Source organism: Flavobacterium sp. WC2509 (genome assembly GCF_052683105.1).
In genome coordinates this window covers 907,400-930,807 of the sequence record NZ_JBQZFG010000001.1, presented here as the reverse complement: position 1 = coordinate 930,807, position 23,408 = coordinate 907,400, and the positions used below count along the sequence as shown (strand labels likewise).

Annotated in this window: 25 protein-coding genes; 8 read left to right on the top strand and 17 right to left on the bottom strand. The window is 31.2% G+C overall.

The genetic code is table 11. The annotated features are described in order from the left end of the window. Nucleotides 1–167: 167 nt before the first annotated feature. From ACUN3A_RS03605 to ACUN3A_RS03570, 8 genes are all read right to left on the bottom strand, one after another. On the bottom strand, nt 168–770 hold the full coding sequence (locus ACUN3A_RS03605) for an HPP family protein (protein WP_445549990.1): 603 nt from the start codon (nt 768–770) through the stop codon (nt 168–170). A 3-nt stretch (nt 771–773) separates the two neighbouring features. Continuing rightward, nucleotides 774–2,054: a chloride channel protein gene (locus ACUN3A_RS03600; protein WP_445549989.1), complete on the bottom strand. Its 1,281-nt coding sequence runs from the start codon at nt 2,052–2,054 to the stop codon at nt 774–776. Between the two features lie 115 nt (nt 2,055–2,169). Next, nucleotides 2,170–2,559 (bottom strand): SMU1112c/YaeR family gloxylase I-like metalloprotein, encoded by a 390-nt coding sequence (gene gloA2, locus ACUN3A_RS03595; RefSeq protein WP_445549988.1) that lies wholly within the window; start codon nt 2,557–2,559, stop codon nt 2,170–2,172. Continuing rightward, nucleotides 2,556–2,816 (bottom strand): hypothetical protein, encoded by a 261-nt coding sequence (locus ACUN3A_RS03590; RefSeq protein ID WP_445549987.1) that lies wholly within the window; start codon nt 2,814–2,816, stop codon nt 2,556–2,558. The genes gloA2 and ACUN3A_RS03590 overlap by 4 nt, the downstream gene beginning before the upstream one ends. 85 nt (nt 2,817–2,901) lie before the next feature. Next, nucleotides 2,902–3,414 (bottom strand): hypothetical protein, encoded by a 513-nt coding sequence (locus ACUN3A_RS03585; RefSeq protein ID WP_445549986.1) that lies wholly within the window; start codon nt 3,412–3,414, stop codon nt 2,902–2,904. 431 nt (nt 3,415–3,845) lie between these two features. Beyond that, entirely contained in the window at nt 3,846–4,298 is a 453-nt protein-coding gene (locus ACUN3A_RS03580; protein WP_445549985.1) for a YciI family protein, read from the bottom strand. Between the two features lie 50 nt (nt 4,299–4,348). Continuing rightward, nucleotides 4,349–4,807, bottom strand: a complete 459-nt coding sequence (locus tag ACUN3A_RS03575; RefSeq protein WP_445549984.1) for a DinB family protein — start codon at nt 4,805–4,807, stop codon at nt 4,349–4,351. 11 nt (nt 4,808–4,818) lie between these two features. Next, nucleotides 4,819–5,547 (bottom strand): carbon-nitrogen hydrolase family protein, encoded by a 729-nt coding sequence (locus ACUN3A_RS03570; protein WP_445549983.1) that lies wholly within the window; start codon nt 5,545–5,547, stop codon nt 4,819–4,821. A 146-nt stretch (nt 5,548–5,693) separates the two neighbouring features. Here ACUN3A_RS03570 and ACUN3A_RS03565 point away from each other — a divergent pair, with 146 nt between their 5' ends. The 8 genes from ACUN3A_RS03565 to ACUN3A_RS03530 all read left to right on the top strand — a co-directional run bounded on the left by ACUN3A_RS03565 (nt 5,694) and on the right by ACUN3A_RS03530 (nt 13,245). Continuing rightward, a complete protein-coding gene (locus tag ACUN3A_RS03565; RefSeq protein WP_445549982.1) occupies nt 5,694–7,853 on the top strand; it encodes a TonB-dependent receptor in 2,160 nt (719 codons plus the stop codon). Nucleotides 7,854–8,157: 304 nt separating this feature from the next. Then, entirely contained in the window at nt 8,158–8,781 is a 624-nt protein-coding gene (locus tag ACUN3A_RS03560) for a hypothetical protein (RefSeq protein WP_445549981.1), read from the top strand. 11 nt (nt 8,782–8,792) lie between these two features. Continuing rightward, complete coding sequence (locus ACUN3A_RS03555; RefSeq protein WP_445549980.1) at nt 8,793–10,133, top strand: histidine kinase; 1,341 nt, start codon at nt 8,793–8,795, stop codon at nt 10,131–10,133. A 51-nt stretch (nt 10,134–10,184) separates the two neighbouring features. Continuing rightward, the gene (locus ACUN3A_RS03550) at nt 10,185–10,490 is read left to right on the top strand and encodes a 2TM domain-containing protein (protein WP_445549979.1); all 306 of its coding nucleotides are present in this window, start codon (nt 10,185–10,187) and stop codon (nt 10,488–10,490) included. Between the two features lie 12 nt (nt 10,491–10,502). Next, nucleotides 10,503–10,871, top strand: a complete 369-nt coding sequence (locus ACUN3A_RS03545) for a 2TM domain-containing protein (RefSeq protein ID WP_445549978.1) — start codon at nt 10,503–10,505, stop codon at nt 10,869–10,871. Between the two features lie 74 nt (nt 10,872–10,945). Further along, nucleotides 10,946–11,716, top strand: a complete 771-nt coding sequence (locus ACUN3A_RS03540) for a LytR/AlgR family response regulator transcription factor (protein WP_445549977.1) — start codon at nt 10,946–10,948, stop codon at nt 11,714–11,716. Nucleotides 11,717–12,148: 432 nt separating this feature from the next. Next, entirely contained in the window at nt 12,149–12,625 is a 477-nt protein-coding gene (locus ACUN3A_RS03535; RefSeq protein WP_445549976.1) for a TlpA family protein disulfide reductase, read from the top strand. Between the two features lie 14 nt (nt 12,626–12,639). Next, entirely contained in the window at nt 12,640–13,245 is a 606-nt protein-coding gene (locus ACUN3A_RS03530; protein ID WP_445549975.1) for a thioredoxin family protein, read from the top strand. Between the two features lie 465 nt (nt 13,246–13,710). Here the strand turns inward: ACUN3A_RS03530 and ACUN3A_RS03525 are convergent, their stop codons facing one another. The 9 genes from ACUN3A_RS03525 to ACUN3A_RS03485 all read right to left on the bottom strand — a co-directional run bounded on the left by ACUN3A_RS03525 (nt 13,711) and on the right by ACUN3A_RS03485 (nt 23,266). Further along, on the bottom strand, nt 13,711–14,493 hold the full coding sequence (locus ACUN3A_RS03525; protein ID WP_445549974.1) for a CDP-alcohol phosphatidyltransferase family protein: 783 nt from the start codon (nt 14,491–14,493) through the stop codon (nt 13,711–13,713). Nucleotides 14,494–14,544: 51 nt separating this feature from the next. Continuing rightward, nucleotides 14,545–15,564, bottom strand: coding sequence for a COX15/CtaA family protein (locus ACUN3A_RS03520; RefSeq protein ID WP_445549973.1), 1,020 nt, complete (start codon nt 15,562–15,564; stop codon nt 14,545–14,547). A 58-nt stretch (nt 15,565–15,622) separates the two neighbouring features. Beyond that, a complete protein-coding gene (locus ACUN3A_RS03515; protein WP_445549972.1) occupies nt 15,623–17,038 on the bottom strand; it encodes a CCA tRNA nucleotidyltransferase in 1,416 nt (471 codons plus the stop codon). 65 nt (nt 17,039–17,103) lie between these two features. Continuing rightward, nucleotides 17,104–17,670, bottom strand: coding sequence for an L-threonylcarbamoyladenylate synthase (locus ACUN3A_RS03510; protein WP_445549971.1), 567 nt, complete (start codon nt 17,668–17,670; stop codon nt 17,104–17,106). Between the two features lie 6 nt (nt 17,671–17,676). Further along, nucleotides 17,677–18,654 carry a glycosyltransferase family 2 protein gene (locus ACUN3A_RS03505; protein ID WP_445549970.1) on the bottom strand — a complete coding sequence of 326 codons (978 nt, stop codon included), beginning with the start codon at nt 18,652–18,654 and terminating at the stop codon, nt 17,677–17,679. A 59-nt stretch (nt 18,655–18,713) separates the two neighbouring features. Beyond that, complete coding sequence (locus ACUN3A_RS03500; RefSeq protein WP_445549969.1) at nt 18,714–20,306, bottom strand: capsule assembly Wzi family protein; 1,593 nt, start codon at nt 20,304–20,306, stop codon at nt 18,714–18,716. Nucleotides 20,307–20,416: 110 nt separating this feature from the next. Next, nucleotides 20,417–21,373, bottom strand: a complete 957-nt coding sequence (locus tag ACUN3A_RS03495; RefSeq protein WP_445549968.1) for a hypothetical protein — start codon at nt 21,371–21,373, stop codon at nt 20,417–20,419. Between the two features lie 181 nt (nt 21,374–21,554). Beyond that, on the bottom strand, nt 21,555–22,472 hold the full coding sequence (locus ACUN3A_RS03490; RefSeq protein WP_445549967.1) for a glycosyltransferase family 2 protein: 918 nt from the start codon (nt 22,470–22,472) through the stop codon (nt 21,555–21,557). After that, nucleotides 22,472–23,266 carry a glycosyltransferase family 2 protein gene (locus ACUN3A_RS03485; protein WP_445549966.1) on the bottom strand — a complete coding sequence of 265 codons (795 nt, stop codon included), beginning with the start codon at nt 23,264–23,266 and terminating at the stop codon, nt 22,472–22,474. Before ACUN3A_RS03485 ends, ACUN3A_RS03490 begins: the two co-directional genes overlap by 1 nt. Between the last annotated feature and the right edge of the window lie 142 nt (nt 23,267–23,408).

The following is a 23,408-nucleotide window of genomic DNA, read 5'->3' as shown; positions in this document are numbered from 1 at the left end:
TGAGTAATAATAGCAAAACATGCCAAGCCTTTTATTCACCGCAAAGAGCGCAAAGATTTTCATTTCTTTATCTGTATTCCGCAAGGGGCGCAAAGCTTTGCGTTCTTCTCGTTTTTCAAAGGAGAAAAAAATCCTTGTGTCCCTTGCGGTTAAATTGGCTTTGGAATTTATTTCTTTCCAGTTAATCGTTTTCTGATTTTATGATAGTGTTTGTGGTAAGTGCTATGGCTTGGATAGGTTCGGCTTGAAGTCATATTGTTAAAGATTAAAGCCGTGAGTAGCAAAATAAGAACTCCAATCAGAACTGGAGAGAACACATACATATAACCTAAAGCTTTTATTTTATCGGAACCGATGACGGCAATCAGCGCAGTTGCTCCTCCGGGCGGATGCAATGTTTTGGTAATCTGCATTAAAATTATAGAAAAGGAAACGGCTAGGGGAGCGGCAATCCAAATAATATCGGGTACTAATTTGTGAACAGTAACGCCAATTAAGGCCGAAATGACATGCCCACCAACCAAGTTTCGGGGCTGCGAAAACGGACTTTGGATAATACCATAAACCAAAACGCTCGAAGCTCCAAAAGAACCAATTAAATAAACGGCATCGTTTCCTTTAAAATGGATAGATTGGATATAAGCCAGAATTCCAATACCAACAAATGAACCTAGAAAAGACCAAAAATGTTCTTTAAAATCGATTAAGGTTTCTTTATAAAGAATGTATTTTGTTTTGCGATAGCTTCGTTTTATTTTTTGAATTGGCATGCTTTATTTTATTAAACTTGGAGAATAAGAGTATACTGTAAATGGATAAATCATTTTGGCGGTATATTTTGAAATCAAACAAACAACAAGAATTGGAACAAATAAAGTGTAATCATTGGTTAAACCACAAACCAAAAATATAGCTGTAAAAGGAGCATGAATACTAGCGCTTAAAACAGCTGCCATTCCGATAATCATAAAGTTTAGAGGAATTACCTGTGTGTTAAAATAAGTGTTTAAAACGGATGAAAGTAATAATCCTAAAAAGGCACCAATAAAAAGACTAGGGGCAAAAACACCGCCATCGCCACCAGAAACCAAAGTGATTGAAGTTACTATTGGTTTTAGAATTAAAATTCCGATGAAGGTACAAGCTAATGTTATTGTTAAAGGAAGTTGCGTTGAGTTACCAAAAATCATTTTTATAGAATGATACCCTTCTCCATATAATTGTGGAAAAATAAATAACGAAACACTTAATACAATAGAGCCTATTATTATTTTGTAATAATGAGTTTCGATTTTAGCAAATTTAGATTTAAAAAATAAAACACAACGAGTAAGGTAAACTGAATTTATCCCAGCCAGAATTCCTAACAGAATAAAGTAAGGAATCGCTTTTACATGCCAAGTTGTAATAGAAACGGTAAATAAAGGTTCTTCTTTTAATACCGAAAGCAAAGCAAAAGCAATAGAAACAGCTATAACTGTTGAAATAGCATAAGCGCGTGTCACTTTCCTAGAAATCACTTCGACAGCAAACAAAATTCCAGCTATCGGGCTACTAAATAATGCCGTGATTCCGGCAGCAACACCTGCACAAATTAATTCTGTTTTGTATTGACGGAAAATAGTTGATTTTTGCTGTGCTACTGAACCAATTGTCGCAGTGGCAACAACAGTAGAAATCTCAATTCCGGTTGAACCTCCAAAAATAACGGTTAATAATCCATTTATAAAATGGGATGGAATTTTATAAGAAGGCAAATTTTTAGAATTCGATTCGGTGCTTTCAAAAACTTCTTTAATGCCTTTGTTCTCTTTTTTCTTAAAAAGATATTCCCTTAAAAAATAAATGACTGATAATCCAAAAATTGGAAAAATTACTAAATAGGTAGGATTTAAACTTACTTCTCTAAGGAAGATAGCTTCGTAATATTCCGTCATTCTTTTTAGTGTAATTCCTAAAAACGCAGAAAGAAAACCGATTAAAGTGGAAACAATTATTAATTTTCGAAGAACAATGAATTGATGATTTTTTTTGATTTTAGCCGTTTTATTCATCAGTAGTGTTTTTTGTAAAGCGTAAAAAGTTGTACGTTTCGCAAAATTAAAGAATCAATATGGTATTCTCCTAAAAAACACTCCTTTTATTATGTTAAAATTGATAAAATGGCAATTATCGCTCGTAAAATTCAATTGGCGTGTTGTCTGGATCGGACATAAAGAAAAATTTCTTTTCGGTAAATTCATCTATCCGAATTTCCTCAGCAGTACACTCTTTACTTATAATGTATTCTCTAGTTTCCTGAACATTATTTACTTCAAAAGCGAGATGTCGTAATCCTGCTGCTTCAGGTCTGGAGGGACGTTGTGGTGGATTGGGAAACGAAAACAACTCAATAATATAATCTCCATTCAGAGCCAAATCCAGTTTATAGGATTGTCGCTCTTTTCGGTAGATTTCTTGAACAATCGTAAGTCCTAAAATAGACGTATAAAAATGCTTCGACTTTTCGTAATCGGAGCAAAGAATAGCGATATGATGTATTTTGTTTAATGTAATCATTTTAGGTAGGTCATATTTGGTAAATTAGCATTTGGATCTTGTTCCAATGCTTTGGTATGTAACTTATCAATAAGTTTTTTAGTATTCTCAATAGAATTGATTCTAAAAATGAACAATACTTCATTTTCATTATCGGCATTTTGCCAAATATGCTCCAAATACATTTCTTCGGAAGCATGAAAAGCCTTGTCGTTTTCTAAAACTTCTTTGATAGTTTCAAAAGGGACATTTCGGAGTGTTGCTAAGAGGTGTGGCATCTTTTTTAGTTTTTTAGAATTATTGAAAAACTTTTATGGTAGGGGTTTAAAAAAAAAACAGTTTCAGTTATAATGTACAGTATTATTATTGTTTAGGTTCGTTTATACCCTGTAAGAGTGATTTAAATTTAGCTTTAATGTCTTCTTTATTTTCAAATGTATTATTTCTAACGCAGTAATATAAATAACTTAAATGAATTAAGAAGTTTTCGTTCGTTGGAAAGTTCCTGAAATACGCAGTAGTAATGGGTTGTTTGTTTTGCTGGACAACGATGTTGTTTTTAGAATTGATAAAAAGATTCCATTCTAAACTTATATTGTAAATATTTTTACTTCCAATAATATTTTCTTCATCGATTTTTTCTAGTACATATATATTTTCGTCCTCAATACTCATATAAGAAAAGAAGTTATCCAGATTTCTTCCGAACTGCAACAATTTTTCAAGTGAATTAAAATAATGAATTTCAGGATTTCCAATAATAAATAATCTTATACCTATAAAATTTATCAGTTTCAAATTCCTTAAATCAAATTCTTCTAGCGATTCTGAAGTTTTGGAATCTAGATTAAATGATCTTCCTATTTTTAATTTCATAATCGATTTTATTGAATTACTGCTAACTAGTTTATAGACGATGCAAACTTTCGTTGTATAAATCCTTAATTAGGTAAATTGGCGAAAGTTTTTTTCTTTCATTCAAATATAGAAAATAATAGCTACAATTTTGTAAAAAGGAAATTTTGCTTCTTTTGATTGTTTTTGACCTCCGCCAAGTAAAATAGGGCATTGGAAGAAATAATAATAATGCCCAGATGTAAGCTTCTGTCACTTTGTAGTATACTTCTGAATGTCGGATATGGTCTTCGGATTTCCAATTACATTCTTCGAATGGTTTTGAGATATCCTGCATGGTTTTTTTTAATCTTGTATGTATGATAATAGTTTATGAAAATACCTAGTAGGTCTAGAAAAAGACTTTATAGGAACATGAAATGACAAACTTCCATTTAGAATAAAATTTAAACTTATTTTTTCGTTATTTTCTCATGAATCTTTAGGGTTTCCTGTAATGCCGCAGTTCCGTACCAAGGAGTCAATTCGGCTTCGAGCAAGTTGGATTGTATGGCAGGATCTGTAGCAACAAGTGCTTTTGCTTCTTCGATTGTTTCTACATTAAAAATATAAATGCCTCTATAATTCCTGTCGTTTTTCATAAAAGGGCCAGCGAGAACCAGTTTTCCTTCTTTTGCTAGTTTCCCGATGTTCGTCATGTGGCCTTCAAATAATTTTTGAGACTCTTCTTTTGTGGCTGTTGTGTTGTTGCCGGATTTTAAAAGACAAAACACATATTTCTTCATCCCGCGTTCATCGGCATTTAGGGATTTGGCTAATTTTTCATCATATTTCGATTGGGTTTCCTGTGAAAATCCAATGGCTGTAATGCTCAAAAACGCGATCGAAAGGATACTATTTTTCATGAACTGAATTTTTAAACAGATAGATGCTATGTGAAAATTTTCGAAACGTTTTAAAGCAATTTTTTCAAGATGACAATTTGCCCCAAATGATACACATCATGCTGAATAATTCCATGTATGTGTTCGTAAAACGTATGATTGTTTGCTGGATATACTTTTGCTAGATCGGAATCATCAAAATCTTTAAAGAAAGCATTCCATGATTCCTGTGATTTTGCCAGAGTTTGAAGCGATTGTTCCCAAGCAACTTCGGATGGGTCTATAACAGGTACGAAATAATTGTGGTCGGGAGTTACTACTGTTTCTCCCTGCACACGCCTCAGAATGTTTCTCCTCCATTGTATAAGATGATTTACAATCTCCCAAATGGTGTTCAAATTAGGGTTGATTTTCTTGTGAGCCTGTTCTGCACGGACATCTTTTAAAGTATTTGCCAAAGTGACTTCTAGCCACGGATTGCCATTATAAATAGACTGATACAGATTCGAAATTCTTTTACTTTCTGACATATTTCCTCTTTTTATATTAATTTTTTAATTACTTTTTCTGTTTCGGTATTAAAAACCAGTATGCCTTCATTTTGACTGTCCAATTGATCGACCAAGATTCCTTTTTTTGTCCAGACTGCGCTTAAACCAACATTAATAAAAGTATCGCATTCGCCAATACAGTTCGACATTAAAACGGGAATTGCATATTTCTTTGCTACTTCGGGATAATGTACAATTGCTTTATCAATTCCATTTTGTGATTTTGCGACACTGGCAAGATAAATTTCGCCACCTAGTTTAATTGCGTTGTCTGCATGTTCTATTTGTAAACTCTCATAGCAAATTGCAGGAATGACTTTTTTATTTTCAATTGGTATAATTAGTTGTTTATTACCACTTACAAAATAGGGAAACTCATCTTCGTGAAGCTGTTGTTTAGAGTAAGTAGCTCTTGATGCATTGGGTTGAAATACGACCATGCTTATTTGTACTCCATTTTCGCTACGTGTTGGAACTCCAATCCCAATCGTAATATTTTTTAAGTTGCTTATTTCTTGAAACACATCAAACCTCGTGTCCTCTTGAATGGTAGCCAGCTCTTTTGCCAGTTCAGGTTCATATCCTGTTAATGAAAGTTCTGGAAAAAAAATAGAATCAGCTTTTACTGAGTGCGCCAATTCAATACATTGGATATGCTTTTCTATATTAAAGGAAATAGCTCCTTTGAGAGGTTTTATTTGTGCGATACCAATTTTCATTTTACTGAATTTTTAAAGTACAACTTAATAGAAGCTAAGATACAAATAAGTAATTGACAACTCATCCCCGAATTTCTACAATTGGGTTTTTAAATATTTTTTAACTAAAACTGTTAAAATACATTTGCCTCATCAAAACCATAATCATGAAAACCATTTTTTTAGCATTCGTCTCTTTATTTAGTATTACCGTATTATCCCAAAATACTATTTCGGGTAAAATTACCAATGAAAAAGGAAAGCCAATCGCGGGAGCCAATATTTACATTGATGGAACGTATGACGGAGCTACAAGTTCCGAAACAGGAGAATTTTCTTTTGAAACTACAGTAACAGGAAATCAGTTTTTGATAGTGAGTTTTTTAGTTTATGACACTTATAAACAGGAAATCGATGTTACTAATTTTAAAAATCAAACCATTAAACTTAGAGAAAATGTAAATACTCTAGATGCGGTTGTTATCAGTGCAGGAACATTAGAATCTGGAAATAAAGCTAGAGTTTCTGTTCTAAAACCATTAGATATTGTAACTACAGCAGGTTCTGTTGGGAATATTGTAGCTGCTTTGCAAACTTTGCCAGGAACGCAAAATGTAGCTGAAGATGGCCGTTTGTTTGTTCGTGGAGGAGAAGCTAGCGAAACTCAAACTTTTGTTGATGGAATTCGGGTTGCACAGCCTTATAACGCAACCACTAATAATTTGCCAACTCGAGGTCGTTTTTCTCCTTTTTTGTTTAGCGGAATCGCTTTTTCTACTGGAGGATATTCTGCTGAATATGGCGAAGCTTTATCGAGTGTTTTACTTTTGAATACCCAAGACGAACCAGACCAAGATAAAACGGAAATTTCTTTGATGACTGTTGGTTTAGGTATAGGAAATACTCAAAAATGGGGAAAAAATTCGTTGAGTGTCAATACCGCTTATATTAATTTAGCGCCTTATCAGGCGGTAATTCCTCAAAATGTAGAATGGAATAGTCCTTATCAATCACTGTCAGGAGAAACAGTATACCGTTATCATTTTGTAAACGGAATTTTTAAATTATATGCCGCGTTTGATTCTGAAAAATTCGATTTGAATCAAAAGAATGTAAATTTTGTAGAACCTATCAGAACCGATTTAAACAATAATAATTTCTATTTGAATGCTTCGTATAATGGGACTTTTGGAACAGGTTGGAATCTAATTTCTGGAATAAGTTATGGTTACAATACTAATAAAATAAAGTACAATGCAACTGATGTTGTCGCTGATGAAAATGCAGCTCAATTGAAATTGAAGTTAAGAAAGAGTTTTTCTAATTATTTTAAATTGTCTTTTGGTGCAGATTATTTTATTACCAAATATGATGAAAATTTTGATGACAATATTTCGCTTAAAGGTTCAAATGGTTATGATTCGAATATTGCAGCTTTTTATACTGAAGGAGATATTTTATTTTCTAAGAATTTGGCATTAAAAGTTGGTTTGAGACTTTCTAATAACAGTTTATTAAATGAAACCAATCTTGCTCCGAGAGCTTCAGTTGCATATAAAGTTTCTAAAACCAGTCAGTTTTCTTTTGCTTACGGAGATTTTACACAAACTCCAGTTGTTGATTACATCAAATATTCAAAATACCATCAGTTTGAGAGTGAAAAAGCTCAACATTATATATTAAATTATCAATTTACAAAGCCAGGGCAAACTTTTAGAGCTGAGGCATATTACAAAGATTACAGTAATTTGGTTCAATATGATACCAGAGACATTCAGTACAACTCATTCTTTAGTAATAATGGTTCAGGTTATGCAAAAGGGCTGGATTTATTTTGGAGAGACAGCAATTTGTATAAAAACTTAGATTATTGGATTTCGTATTCATACATCGATTCAGAAAGAGATTATAAAAATTTTCCAACTATGGCAACTCCAAATTTTATTGCCAATCATAGTTTGTCTGTAGTGACTAAATATTTTATCACCGACTGGAAATCACAAATTGGGTTCACCAATAGTTTTAGTACAGGAAGACCGTACAACAATCCGAATGAAACAAAATTCATGAACGGAAAAACAAAATCGTATAATAGTTTGAGCTTTAACTGGGCATATTTACTGACCACGCAAAAGATTCTTTATTTCTCAGTTTCGAATATCTTAGGAAGCCAAAATGTTTACGGATACGATTATGCAAAATTGCCAGATGCAAACGGAGTGTATAACAGACAAGCCGTTTTGCCAACCGCAGATCGATTTTTCTTCGTTGGTTTCTTTTGGACGATTAGCCAGAATAAAAATGATAATCAATTGAAGAATTTGTAAAATTTTTCAACCGTAGAGACGTTGCACTGCAACGTCTAAACACAACGTAGAGACAGCGTACACAGACAACGTGTATTACATGTATATTAGATAAACATCGCCAAAGGTATTGTTGTACAGATGTTCGTGTTTGTAGGTTTGCGTTCAGGTATTGCGTTCAGACGTTGCAGTGCAACGTCTCTACGCAATTCATCCATCAAAATCAACAATTGGGTATTGTTTAATTTAAAAAAAATATAATCCAACATACATTTGAACTATAAATTAATTAATCAAAAAACTATAATCTTAAAACAAACAAATCATGACCAAAATTATCACTACAATCGCTTTTTTTATCTGCAGTTTAATGTCTGCACAAACACAATTTGAACAAGGAATGGGCAAAGCTATGGGGCTTTGGAAAGAAGGAAAAAATACAGAAGCTTCGGCAATGTTTGAAAGAATCGCTTCTGCCGAAAAAAATAGTTGGTTGCCAAATTATTATGTTGCTTTGGTTAATACAACTGCTGCTTTTAAAGAAAAAGATAAATCTAAAGTTGATTTATTATTAGCAAAAGCTCAAGACGCCCTTGATATTGAAATGATAAAAGATCAAAGCAATTCGGAATTATATACGATGCAAGCTTTGCTTTATACAGCTTGGGTTGTGCAGGATCCAATGACGAATTCTCAAAAATATTCGAAAAAAATAATGGAAGCCTATGCTAAAGCTAAAGCAATAGATCCAAATAATCCGAGAGCAGTCTTTGGAGAAGCAGACTATCAATTGGGAGGAGCAAAATGGACAGGCGTAGATACCAAACCATTATGTGCACAAGTTGATAAAGCTATTGCGCTTTTTGCTACTTTTAAGCCTGAAACGCCTTTTTCTCCAAAATGGGGATTAGAAAGAGCATTAGAATCTCAAAAAAATTGTAAAAAATAAGTATTTTAAAAATGAATAAAATTTTCAAAGAGTTACCTAAGATTTTATTTTTATCGATAGTCATTTTCGTGGTTGTTCAGCTAATATATTTTTTATCTGGAACACAAGTGGTTCTAAATTTTAGGCTCTTTGTTTATTTTTTATTTACGTTCTTATACACATTTTCATTGTACACAGCAAATACAACTCTTTACACTTATTTGGATTCTGTTTTTGAGACTGATAGGTTTTCTAAAAAAAGATTGCTGATTGGGTTTGCAGGTTCATTTATGATTTCATTAGTAGTGATTTTTATATTGCGAATTTTTGAAGAAGTAGGGGTTAATAATAATTCATTTCAAGAGTTTTTGGAGAAAGAAAGACCTGTGAATTATATCGTTTCAATTATCATTACTTTTTTTGTTTTGTTAGGGACTCATGCCTTGTATTTTTATAAAGTTTACAATGAAAACCGTGTTAAGGAACAAAAGATTATTGCAGGAACAGCAAACGCAAAATTTGAAAGTCTAAAAAATCAAATCGATCCGCATTTTCTTTTTAATAGTTTGAATGTTTTAAGTTCCTTGATTGAAGAAAATCCGGATAATGCACAGCGATTCACTACTTCGTTGTCTAAAATTTACCGCTATGTTTTAGAGCAAAAAGATAAAGAATTGGTTTCTGTTGATGATGAATTGTCGTTTGCAAAAACCTATATGAATCTGTTAAAAATGCGCTTTGAAAACAGTTTGTTTTACGAATTGCCAACCACAAAGATTAATCCAGAAGCCAAAGTGGTTCCATTGTCATTACAGCTTTTACTAGAAAACACCGTGAAGCATAATGTAGTGAGTGAACAAAGACCGTTGCATATCAGGATTTTTGTTGATGGAGATTATTTAGTAATTCAAAATGATTTTCAAAAGAAAGAGGTTTTACAAGATAGGAAAGGAGTTGGATTGCAAAATATTGTAGATCGTTACGGAATCATTACTAATAGAAAAGTTCTAATTGAGCAAAATGAAGAAAATTTCACTGTAAAAATTCCAATTTTAACCAAACAAATTTCAGTTATGGAAGTAAGTGCAGCGTATAGCGATGAAAATAAATCGTATCTCAGAGCTAAAAAAAGAGTGGAAGAACTCAAAGGGTTTTACGGAAATGCAATTTCGTATTGTTGTGTAATTCCAATTTTGATTTTTGTGAATTTAAAATTTTCTCCCGGATTTCAGTGGTTTTGGTTTTCGGCTGGAGGTTGGGGAATTGGAGTTGTAATGCATGCTTTTAAAGTTTTTGGATACAGTTCCGGTTGGGAAGAAAGAAAAATAAGAGAGATTCTAGAAAAAGAAAAGAATAAAAAAACATGGGAATAAGTTGTTAGGAAATCTGAGTTAGTATACATTTTAAACTAAAAAATAGTCGTCATGGAAGCAAATTATAAAGAGGAAGATCAATACTACTTGGCAAAAAAGAAAGTAGAAAAAATAAAAGGATTTTATGGAAATCTGGTTTCCTATATTGCTGTAAACATACTTTTGATTTTTATTAATCTAAGCACAACACCTAATCATTTATGGTTTTACTGGCCATTAATTTGGTGGGGATTAGGAGTTGTTTTTCATGGATTGAAAACTTTTGAAGTATTTCCAGTTTTCGGGAAAGACTGGGAAGAAAGAAAAATAAAGGAATTGATGGAAAAAGAGAATGAAAGTAAAAATAAATGGCAATAATATTTAAACAAAATGGGACAATTTAGAAAACGCATGTACGAAGATTATAGACAGGAATTTGATACAGATGAGAGCTACAATTTAGCATACAAAAAGGTAAAACGAATAAAAGGGTTTTATTCGCATTTAACAATTTATGTTATTGTGAATGTAATAATCATTGCGACAAACTTGCATAGAGATGCATTAGGCGAAGATATTCTTTATAGCGGATTGCTAAACTGGAAAATATATTCTACAGCTCTATTTTGGGGAATTGGTTTAGTATCTCATTGGTTCTCCGTTTTTGGACGTGATTTGTTTTTTAGTCATGATTGGGAACAAAAGAAAATTCAAAAATACATGGAAATGGAAAAAGAGAATACCAACAAATGGGAGTAAAGAAAGAATCCATTTTTTAGTGTCATTATGTTTCCAAATTGCAAACTTTAAATTCAAAACCTTTACCTTAAAAAATGACCACAATAATTATAGAAGACGAAAAACCAGCCGCAAGATTATTGCAACGGAAACTTGAAAAGTTGAATGTTTCGGTATCTGAAATGTTGCATTCTGTAGAAGAAGCACTTCATTGGTTTTCGACTAATGAACACCCCGATTTGATTTTTCTAGACATACAATTATCGGATGGATTGTCGTTTGAAATCTTCGAAAAAATAGACATCAAAAGTGCCATAATTTTTACTACTGCTTATGATGAATATGCACTAAAAGCATTCAAATTAAATAGCATCGATTATCTTTTAAAGCCGATCGATGAAGACGATTTGGAGACTGCCGTTTTGAAATTTAGAGACCGTTTTGAGTCTGTAAATTTTGTAGGAATAAAATCGGTACAATTGGATTTTGAACAGATCAAAAAAATGTTTGCAAACCCTTTTGAGAAAACTTATAAAAAAAGGTTTACGGTCAAAATAGGGCAACACCTAAAAGTGATTTCTACTGATGAAATCGAATGTTTTTTTAGCGAAAATAAAGGAACCTATATTCACACTTTTGATAATCGAGATTATTTAATTGATACTACTTTGGAACTTTTGGAACAAGAAATTGATGATGAAGCTTTTTATCGGATCAGCCGAAAATTTATTGTTTCGCTAAAAGCAATAAAAGAAATCATGGTGTATAGCAATTCTAGATTAAAGATTATTTTGCCTACGTATAGGGAAGATGAGGTTGTTGTAAGCAGAGAAAAGGTCTCCGATTTTAAAAATTGGATTGGTTAATTTTTATTTAATTTTAAAGTTGAGGTAATTTTATTTAACTATCTGGAATTAAAATTTTTAATATAAGTATATAGATATTGTCTATGGTGGATTTTTAATCGTTTTTAGCGATTTTTAAACTGAAATTAAGAGCTAAAATGTATTTTTTGTTTTGTAAAAACACTAAATTAAAAAATTTGCTTTAGCGAGTTGATTTGTAAAAAAAGCAGTTTGGGAATCAATATTTCCAAGCTGCTTTTTTTGCTTTTTAATAATGTATAGTACCTACTCTTCCGTTGGTTTTAATTTTTGAAATAGTTTTTGTGAAAATGAAAACAGAGAATTCGATTCGTTTTTAGAATTTTGAAGAGCTGATAATGTTTTGTTAATTATGAATCTAATACAACTTGAAAATTGTAAATTAGACCGCATTTAAAAAATAATGAAATTATTATGAAACACATTTTTGCTTTGTTTTTTTTAGTTCTTTTTTCGAGTCAAATTGAGGCTCAAAATGTAAGAGTGTATGATGAATATTCGACTTTAGAAAAAGAAATTTTGAGTGATAAAAACACTATTTATGTAGTCAATTTTTGGGCGACTTGGTGTGCTCCTTGTGTGAAAGAATTACCCCATTTTGAAAAATTGAATTCGGAAAATAAGAGTGTAAAAGTGGTGTTGATAAGTCTGGATTTTAAGAATCAATATGAGACAAAATTGCTTCCGTTTTTGAAGAAAAAAAACATCCAATCGGAGGTAGTTTTGCTAACAGATAAAGATTATAATACTTGGCTTCCGATAGTAGATAAAGAATGGTCAGGATCAATTCCAGCAACCTTAATTATCAAAAATGGAAAGAAGGTTTTTGCAGAAAGAATCTTTTCAAGCGATCAGGAACTTAATGAATTTGTAACTAAAAATATTAACTAAATCATCTTATAACTATGAAAATTGTATCTTCTTTTTTAATGCTATTTACCGTTTTTTTTATTTCGGCATTTGCTCCTGTTGTTCCAACACCGTATAAAATCGGTGATAAAGCCACTGATTTTAAACTAAAATCTGTTGATGGTAAAATGTATAGTATGGCTGATTATAAAAGCGCAAAAGGCTTTATAGTGGTTTTTACATGTAATCATTGTCCTTTTGCTAAAAAATATGAAGACAGAATTAATGATTTGGCTAAAAAGTACAAACCACAAGGTTATATTTTATTGGCTATTAATCCAAATGATCCTGCTTTAGAACCTGCTGATAGTTTTGATTTAATGAAAGTAAGAGCTAAAGAAAAAGGTTTTGTTTTTCCTTATTTATTTGATGATGGACAAAAAATATACCCTCAATATGGTGCTACTAAAACACCACATGCCTTTTTGTTAGATAAAAATCTTGTTGTTAAATACATTGGTGCAATTGATGATAATGTTGATAGTGCTAGTGATGTAAAAGAAAAATATCTTGAGAACGCGATTGCGGCTTTAGAAAGTGGAAAAACGCCTTCGCCAGAAACAACCAAAGCAATAGGTTGTTCGATTAAAGCGAAGCAGTAATTTTACAAAATAAGATTTTAAGAAGAGTGAAAGCAAGTTTGTTTTCGCTCTTTTTTTATGCTGTATGTTTGATATAGGTTTTGAGGTTTACAAGGATATATCTATAGTTTTTATGTTATTGTTTTATTGTTAGTTCGTGTGCAATGTCATTAAGTTAGGGATTGATTGTTCTCGCAAAGGCGCTAAGACACAAAGAAACTGGCTCCGAACTTTGCGTCTTAGCGCCTTTGCGAGAAGTATTTTTTTAAACCTAGAAAAAGACCATTAACTTTTGATAATTAGTTAATTGATATAAAAGTAAGATTGGTTTATATTGGATTAATTAGTGGTTTTATGAATACTAAATTTTTAGTTTAGCCCCGATAGAAGTGAAAATCCTTGTTGGTCGGGGTTCGGACAACAAGATTGAAACGTATAGCGGGACTCAGGTTTCCTGAAAACCCTAATGTTTTTGCTTCTAATAATTCAAATAGATTCAGGTTTTATGAACTTTTTTCGAATGCCTATCAAAATAAAAATCAATAGGGAATAGCCGATGAAAAAGGGAACAATCATTTCTATTCTGTTTAATGATAATAGTAGCGCGATTAGAAGCAACTGAAAGCCTAATCCGTACAAAGAAACTAAAGTCATAAACCAATTTGGGAATGATTTTACTTTGTAAGCGTTGTGATCTAAACGATGAATAATGGCGTCGAAGATACCGTAAACTAAAGTGTAGATTTTGAACAAGACATCGACTGATTTTTGAGTTTCACCAGCCAAAGCTTTCGGAGAATTGTTTTCGAAAATTTTACTGGTTGTGTCTCCGCCAGCCGAGTGATGTCTTAAAATGACATAATAATAATTGTATAAAGTGCCTTGTAACTGGATGCAAAAGAAAGCAATTAGTGTCATTCCTAACGATGTTTTTGAAACGTAACAAATTGTTATGAGAAATAGTAGATTCAAGATGATATCAAATACACTGTCAAGATATCTTCCAACATAAGAAGGCGTTTTTTTGAGTCGGGCTAATTCTCCATCAACAGCATCAATTATCGATTTTAAAATGATGAAAAAGCCAGCTAAAAAGAAATGATTTTTTAAGATGCAGTAAATAGCAATCAAACCAGAAATACCAAAAAGCAACGTGACGTGAATGGGGGTAAATCGCGTATTTTTTAATTGATTAGCAAATAATTTTGCAATTGGTCTTCCATAATCTGATAAATCTAGAAATTGATTTTGTACAGCAAGTTTAGACATTTACTTTTTTTAATGTAGCATGCAACAATATAGTTGGACTGCAAAGATACTTTATAAAATCGTTTTCTTAGTATTTGATTCTAAAATCATATAGAATTGTACTCCAAAAAGGAGTGTCGCTAATACAACATGAATTGTTTGTGTCCCGAAAGGGAAATCAAAATAATACATGGAAATTCCAGAAATGATTTCGATAATTAGTAGAGTAATTACCCAATTTATTTTCGAGAAACCTAAGTTTAGATTTCTATTTAACGAGAGTAAATATAAGTTGGCTAATAAAACTACAATCGAAAATGTTCGGTGAATGTAGAAAGATATACTCGGATTTTGAAGCCATAAAATTTCAGGAGCACCAGTTTTTGATACTATGTCTATATGTTCGCGAACGTTTGTTCCTAAAACAACTTGAATTAGGGTTAAAGCCAATGTAATCAATAAGACCAATTTAAATTTGGGGTCAAAAATTACTGCTTTTTTATCCTTTTTAACGGTATAAATAGTGATTAATTGAAAAGCAATAATCAATAAAGCCGCCAACATATGTATTGTTATTTTTACAGGGTTTAGTACTGAATCGACAACTGTTTTGCCTAGCCAAGCTTGGAATCCCATTAAAATACAAACTAAAAAAGTAAGTAGAATTAGTTTTTTATTGTCTTTCCAAAAACCAAAAGAAAGTATAAAAGTCACAAAACAAGCTATTCCAGCCAATGCTCCACATAATCGATTGATGTATTCTACCCATGTATGTAACGGATTGAAAATAGCATAATCGTGTTTGGTATATTTTTCCCAATTTGCTGGTTCAAAAGTCGATTTTGATGTAAAATTGGCTTTTGCCACTAATAATGATTCGTCTTTTATAATTACTTGGCCTTTGTCATATTCTTTTCCAGCGGTAAAAAGTAATTCTTTTTCCTCTGTTGGCGGAATGTAATATCCAAAGCATTTTGGCCAATCAGGGCATCCCATTCCAGAACCAGTCAGTCGAACAAATGCGCCAGCAAAAATGACAAGATACACAAGAATTAAAGCTATTTTGGCTGATTTTAAAAAATATTTTTTCAATGGAATAGTGTGTTTTGTGAAATTATCTTTTTTATAATAGAAATAAAATAAACGAAAGTTAAACTTTTTTCAATCCTAATTTTGCTGCTTTCATCATCATAAATTCATAAGCTGCATCATAATCATTGGCGATTTCTCCTTCAAGTATTGCTTCTTTAATTGCTTCTTTAAGCATTCCGATTTCGCGGGAAGGTTTTAAATTAAAAATCTCCATAATTTCTTCCCCCGAAATTGGTGGTTGGAAATTACGGACATGGTCACGTTCTTCAACTTCTACAATTTTTTTACGAACAATTACAAAGTTGCTATGGTATTTCCTGAATTTATTTGGGTTTTTGGTGGTGATATCGGCTTCACAAAGTGTCATTAGATTTTCAACATCTTCACCGGCATCAAAAACCAAACGACGTACTGCTGAATCGGTAACAATATCTTGCGCCAAAACAATAGGGCGGGAGCTCATAATAACCATTTTTTGTACAAATTTCATTTTGTGGTTTAATGGCATGTGTAAGCGTTCAAATATCTTTTTTGCCATTTTTCCACCAAGAAATTCATGTCCATGAAAGGTCCAGCCTTGTTTTTTGTTGAAACGTTTGGTTGGAGCTTTTCCAATGTCGTGCAATAAAGCCGACCAGCGTAACCAAACATCATCAGTGTTTGGACAAATATTATCAACCACTTCGAGAGTGTGATAAAAATTATTTTTATGTGTATGACCTTCTATTTCTTCTACCTGATTCAAAGCCGTTAGCTCAGGAAGAATAATATCCAAAAGGCCAGTTTTATACAGCAATAAAAATCCAACGGAAGGTTTATCAGTAGAAAGAATTTTGTTCAATTCTTCGACAATACGCTCCCCAGAAATAATTTTGATACGCTCGGCATTTTTGGTAATAGAATCTAATGAATTTTGGTCTATTTCAAAGCCTAATTGTGTGGCAAATCGAATTCCTCTAAGCATTCGCAATGGATCATCAGAAAAAGTGATGTCTGGATCCAGAGGTGTTTTTATGGTTTTCTTGGTCAAGTCAGTTATTCCATCAAAAGGATCTAAAAGATCACCAAAATTATTTGAATTTAGCGATAAAGCCAATGCATTTATTGTAAAATCACGTCTGTTTTGATCATCTTGAAGCGTTCCGTTTTCTACAATAGGATTTCGACTATCAAGATTATAAGATTCTTTTCGGGCTCCTACAAATTCAATTTCGGTATCTTCAAAACGCAACATTGCAGTTCCATACGTTTTAAAAACCTGAACTTTTGGTTTTTTAGGAAGTAAATCGGATACTTTTAAGGCTAATTCGATACCGCTTCCTACTGCAACAATATCAATGTCTTTTTTTGAATTTCTGTTTAAAAGTAAATCGCGCACAAAACCACCAATCACATAACTTTCAACATTAAGTTCTTGGGATGCTTCCGAAATGACTTCGAATATTTTATTATTTAAGGCTTCTTTGTAATTCATGATTTTTGTTTAGAGTTTAAAGTTTAAAGTTGTTTAACTGAAAACTGAAAACTGAATACTGCAAACTATTTGCGAATTACTTTGACTTGTGAATCATTAGTCAATTTAATAATTGTAGACGGTTTTCCAGCAATTTTATCGCGGTGCAAATTTACAACATAGTCAACGCCTTTTATAATTTCGGGACTAATTTCTTTGAAACTTTTTGGAGTAGGCTGACCAGAAATATTTGCCGAAGTAGAGACCAATGGTTTTTTCATGCGTTCCATCAATTTGAAACAAAAAGGCTCTTTGACAAGACGAATACCCAAAGTATTGTCGGGAGCGATAATATTTGGAGCTACATTTCGCGGTTTGTCTAGAACTAATGTTGTCGGATTTTCGGAAAAATCCATAATTTGCCAAGCTACTTCTGGGATTTCCTTAAAAACATTGTAGATCATTTTTTCGCCATTCATTAGGCAAATCATACTTTGAGTTTCTGCTCGTTGTTTGAGTTTGTATATTTTGGCAACAGCTTCAGGATTAGTTGCATCACAACCAATTCCCCAAACGGTATCGGTAGGGTAGAGTATGATTCCGCCTTCTTTTATCACTTCGAATGCGTTAATTATTTCTTGATTGATGTCCATTTTGTTTTAATTTAATTGTCTTTTTCCTCTTATTTTATCAATTAAATTCCTGAAAAAATAAAAAATTGGATTGGCTTTTTTTAAAGAATCATTGCATTTTTTAAATAATTCTAGGTTGGTATTCGCTATTTTTTTAAAATTAACGGAACAGCCATTTTTTATGTTGTCGGAAATATTTTTGAATTTTAAATAATTACGAAAATAAGATTTTGATAATTGATCAAAATCTTGATATGATTTCGGAACAGTATTACCTAGGATATAATTACTGATTTTTAGATGTTTTTGGATAGTTTTGTTTGTAGTGCTACTTTTTCCACCGATTTGTTGTCCTGAGTGGATTCTGTAGGATATAAGTTCCTCCGTTATATAATTTAATTTTTTTCTTGAAGCGATAATAATGGCAATCCATTCGTCATGATAGTATTTTTTTATGTCTGGAAAAGGCAAAATCAATTCTTTCGTTTCATTTTTGATACAAAGTGTAGCACCAGTTACCATATTTCTTTTAGAACTAATCAGTTTTAATAAACTGATTGGCTTTTCTAATTGGTTTTCCAAAAAGAAAACAGAATCCCATAGTGTATGAATGTTGATTTTTTGGTTAGTTTCATCAATTAAATCCCCATTTGTAAAAACTGCCTCAGTTGATGGATTCTCTAAAAAATATTTAATGATTTTCTCGACTTTAGTTTCTTTCCAAATATCATCTTGATCACTTAAAAAAATATAATTGCCACTGCAAATAGTTATAGCTTTTTCGAAATTTTTTGTGCTGCCTAAATTTTCTTTGTTTTTATGTAAAAAGATTTTATTAGGATTTTCTATTTGAATTTGTGTTATAATTTCAATAGTTTTATCCTTTGATCCATCATCACATATGACTATTTCATCAATGGAGAAGGTTTGGTTTAAAATACTTTCTAATTGTTCTTTAATGTATTTTTCACCATTATAAGTACACATGGCAACAGAAGTTTTCATAGTATGCTTTCTTTTAAATGGAATAAAAAGATATTTTTAACTACAATCTTTTCATGATTTTATAATTGATATTGTAATGAAACTTGGAATTGCATGTTTATTTTATTGTCTCCATATTGATACTGGAAGTTTCTCATTTGGGCAAAGTTGAGTTTTGCTTGAACACCTAAATTGCCAAATTTTCGATAAGCATAAGTATTTAATCTTAAATCCACCCATTTGTGGTCATAATCGGTATAGGCATCATAATAAAAGTCCATATTATGAGCATAACGTTCTAGTTGTACTCCCCATACTTTATCTTTTTTCCAAACACTAAAGTCTAAAGTTTGTACATTACCACCTGGACCTATACCTGCCCCTATAACTTGCCCCTCATTAGTGTATCCGTGAGTTACAAGATCATGCACATACCAAGCTCCTGCGGGTCTTACAATGCGATCTGCGCTTTGTTCCAAACGAGTAGTTTCGAAGTTTACCTTTAAATATTTGTTTTTGTATTTATTAAGCATGAATAATTTGTTGAAACCAAACAAATAGGCTCTAGAGTGTTCAGGAGAGTCATATAAATCCCAAATGGTCGAAGAGTGATCATTCCAGCCAGTTTCTCCGTAAAATTCGAATTTTGATTCTTTCATTGCCCATCTAAAAAAGAGTGAAGCTACTTGATCTCTTCTTTTAGCATCTTCATTATTTAGGTTTTTTTTCTGGAAAGCATCAAATATTGGCATATAATCTGAGAAGGAATGTCCCATGTCATTACGATAAACCTGAATAGCTCGATTTAAGCCTATGAACAACCCGGGAACCCATTTTGGGTGGTAATTTATAGAAAGACCATTAATATAGCGCCAATCATTAGATTTAGGGACTTCATAATCTACACCATCAATAATAAATTGTGATTTTGGGCTAGAAAATCCAGATCCTTCTAGTTTTCCTGAGATAATTTGACCTTCAAAGCTTCCTATTAAAGTTTCTACAGGTTTTGTAGTATTTAGAGTGAAATGTAAAAAGCCGGGAGCCGTATTACTCATTGTTAATGAATTATTAATACCAGGTCCCCACCATAAATTTTCTGAAGATAAACCAATAGAGAACTTTTTAATATTCACTTTTATATTACTTTGTCCCCAATTTAATTTGCTGTATGATTTTTCGCCAAAAAGTAAAGGCATATCGGTATTGTTTTGATAATAGATGTTAAAAAAACGCACATAATTCGATTCTGTTAATGGAAAAATTTCATAATTAGGATTTGCAGCATATACATATTCGGGTTTTAATTGTGCACTCAAAATTCCATATTGAGCATACATACCAGTGCTTAGATAAGTTTGATATCCTTTTGCCGGAATCATAGCGCCATCATTCCAACCATAAGGTGCAAAAGTATTGTACTGTTGTTTTAATGTAATTGGTAGAATTTTTGTAATTATTTTTTTGGATCCTATTTCTGAGGTTTGTGTAGAATCCACCAATTCTATTGCTAGGGGTCTTAAAGTGTACGAAACGAAAGGATTTCCATTCCCTAATAATTGTTCGTTTCGACTTCTTTGTTCTATCATATCAATTGAACCAACAGTAATATTTTGAGCGTTTGATGAGAATCCTATTAAAATGAGTATTATTAATTTGAAAGGTGTTTTCATTGTTTTTTTTTAGAAAAAAGTAGGTAATAAAGCGTTTGTAAAAGAATTAAATTAAAAAAAGCAAATATACTTTATTATTTACTACTAATATGATTTAAGTAATAGTTGGATTAATTTAAAACTTCATTTATCCATCCTTCTATAGTGTACTTTTTTAGGATGTTTTCGGGGATTTTTTGGTATTTAGAATTCAGGAATTCTGATGGTATATTTGGATTTTTTTCATCAATTACTAAAATATTTTGTGGATTGTAAAAATCATAATTTTGAATATCCGGATTTGTTGTAATTAGTTTTTTTTCTAATCCAAGGCTTTCGAAAACTCTAAAAGTTAACCCCAATTGCCCTTTTCTATTGATATCTAGTAAAACTTTAGCATTGTGAATGTAATTATAGACATCAGACAAAGGGATGTGATTTGGAGTAAAATCAATACTCTTGTCTTTGCTTTTATTTTTGTTTTTTTTATCAAAAACTATGAATTTGTAATTTATTTTTTTCTCAAACAGATGAATTGCTATTTTGGATAATATTGGTAATCTATTATCTATAGAGCTTATATTAAATACCTGATACTTGAAATTACTTTCTTCAGTTTTTGGTATTTTACTATCATAAATCCAATTGGTTAAAAATTTCAAGTTATATTTTTTACAGTCTTCTTTTTCAAAGGAATAGACTTCATCAAAATTAGGGATTACTCGGATTATTTTAGGGCAACGAAAAGTATTGTCATTAAAAAAAGCAATTGATTTTTTAGTATAATTTTTAAAATGCAATATACTCTTAGGATCAATAAAATCCCCTTTTATTGTTAAAATTACATCTTGAATTTCATTGTTTTTCTCTAGTCTTTTTAGTATTTCTTTTCCATAATGAATGGTTTTAAGATTTTTTTTAAATAGAGTTTTTAGAATAAAGTTGTAGAGTCTATATAAAAAATTGGGATATTTATAAGTAAAATTACTAAAATTAATATGCTGTATAGTATGACCTGTATTTTGTAAATTAGTTACAATATGGTTGTTAAATCCCCAATTATCATAGCTTACGATCGTTATTTTCATCAAAAAAGTATATTAATTATAGCACATAAATTTAATGCAAATGTAGTTTTTAATTCAAGGTTTTTCTGTTATTTATACTATAAAAATATTTGCTTCAATGGAGTTGATTATCTTGATTTATATTGTCTTAGGAACTTGTTAAAAAGTTATATTAATTAACGATAGTAAGGAGCTTTATAAATTAATCTATTTTTTGTTCTGTTTTTAGTGATTTAGACAAAGGAGCTCCAATTAAAATTAAATAAAATAAAGACCAATTTTTAGGTTTGAAAATACTACTAAAAAAATATTTCACAATTAAAAATATGTGTACTAATTTATATCCCAAAAAGCTATAATGCTTTCTTATAATGTAAAGCAATGAAATTTTAAGTTCTTTTTTAATAGCTAAAGATTTTGTTGTACTGGCACCATGAAAATGAATGAACTCTGCTTCAGGGATTAAATAAGCGAATTTAGATTTTTTATTCAATCGAATACATAAATCTGTTTCTTCATAATAAAGGAAAATGTTGGTGTCAAATCCTCCAATTTCATTAAAATCATTAGCTCTGACAAACATAAAACTTCCAGATATGAAATTGACCTGAGTTGGTTCAGTATATTTTTTTTTTCGGTTTGGGTATTTTTTTGAATTTATAAGTTCTAAAAAGTTTCGTCCTAAAATTTCCCTTGCTGGTGATGCAAAATGATCCAAAGAACCTAGAAAATCGCCATTCTCTTTATATGCTTGAGCACCAGCAATACTAATTCTAGGATTGGTATCTAAGTTGTTTTTTAAAATTAGCAGACAATCGTTTATAAATAAGGTGTCATTGTTTACAAAAGCATAGTATTTAGCATTTGCGTGTTGTATGCCAAACATATTTCCTCCTCCGAAACCTGTATTAATTTTGCTTCTATAAAGAAAAAGGTTTGGGGAGTTTAAATTATCACAAAATGTTTTTAATTTTAAATAATCTTCACTAATAGATGAATTGTCAGTTATAATTATTTGATAATTAAGTGTGTTTGACGTTTTTTCTATTATTGAACGAATACAATTGATACTGTGTTCGCTTGAATTATAATTAATTAAGATTACGGCTATGTCAAACATTATAGATATTGATTTATTCCTTTTTCGATAAAAGTAAGTTTGTTTTCTGTAGTTTGTTTTAAAATCTCGTCATTGATGTCAAGTTGACTTCTTGATTGTTCTTTGTGATATATATGATAAGCTATTGCTGTGTTTTTTAATCTCTTTCCGTTAATTTCAATATTATGCAAGCGTTGAATCATTTCAGAATCATCGATTCCCCAACCTACTAAATTCTCATTAAAGCCATTGATTTTAATAAAATCACTTTTCCAAAATGACATGTTACATCCCCTAAGTTTTGAAGATCGCTCCGTTGTGATTTTTGCAAAATTCATCAAATAAGGAATTCTAATAGTTCTAGCTCTTTTTTTAATTCCTTTTGAAAAAAAATTAAAATGAATATTTTTTTTTGAAAAAAGCTCTGGTAAAAAGTTTTCCTGAATATTTACTCTAGAGCCATATAAGTAAATTCCTTTTTCCGCAAAAGACAAATGATCTTCTATAAAGTATTTATTCATGATAATGTCTCCATCAATTTCTATGATATAGTCATACTTTGCTGCGGCTATACCTTTATTCATAATTTTTGGCTTCTGATTTTTATTGTCTTCATGCCAAATATGAATTAAAGGAACAGGAAATGTGCTTTGAAATTTTTTTATTAATTCTTTTGTGTTTTCGTTAGAACCATCGTCGGCTATTATTACTTCGTTAGGTATAATTGTTTGGTTTAGAATACTTAAAAGTAGTAGCTCTAATGCTTCAGGCCAATTATATGTAGGCGTAATTAAGGTGCAACTTGGGTAGGACATAAACAGAAATTTGTGTAAAAATACATTAAAAATTTGAAGTCTAAAATGCAATACCTACTTTTGGTGAAAGTTAATTAAGCGTTTATAATGAAATCGCTGCTAAGGATAAGTTTCTCACAAGCTAACTCCAATAGATAAAAGG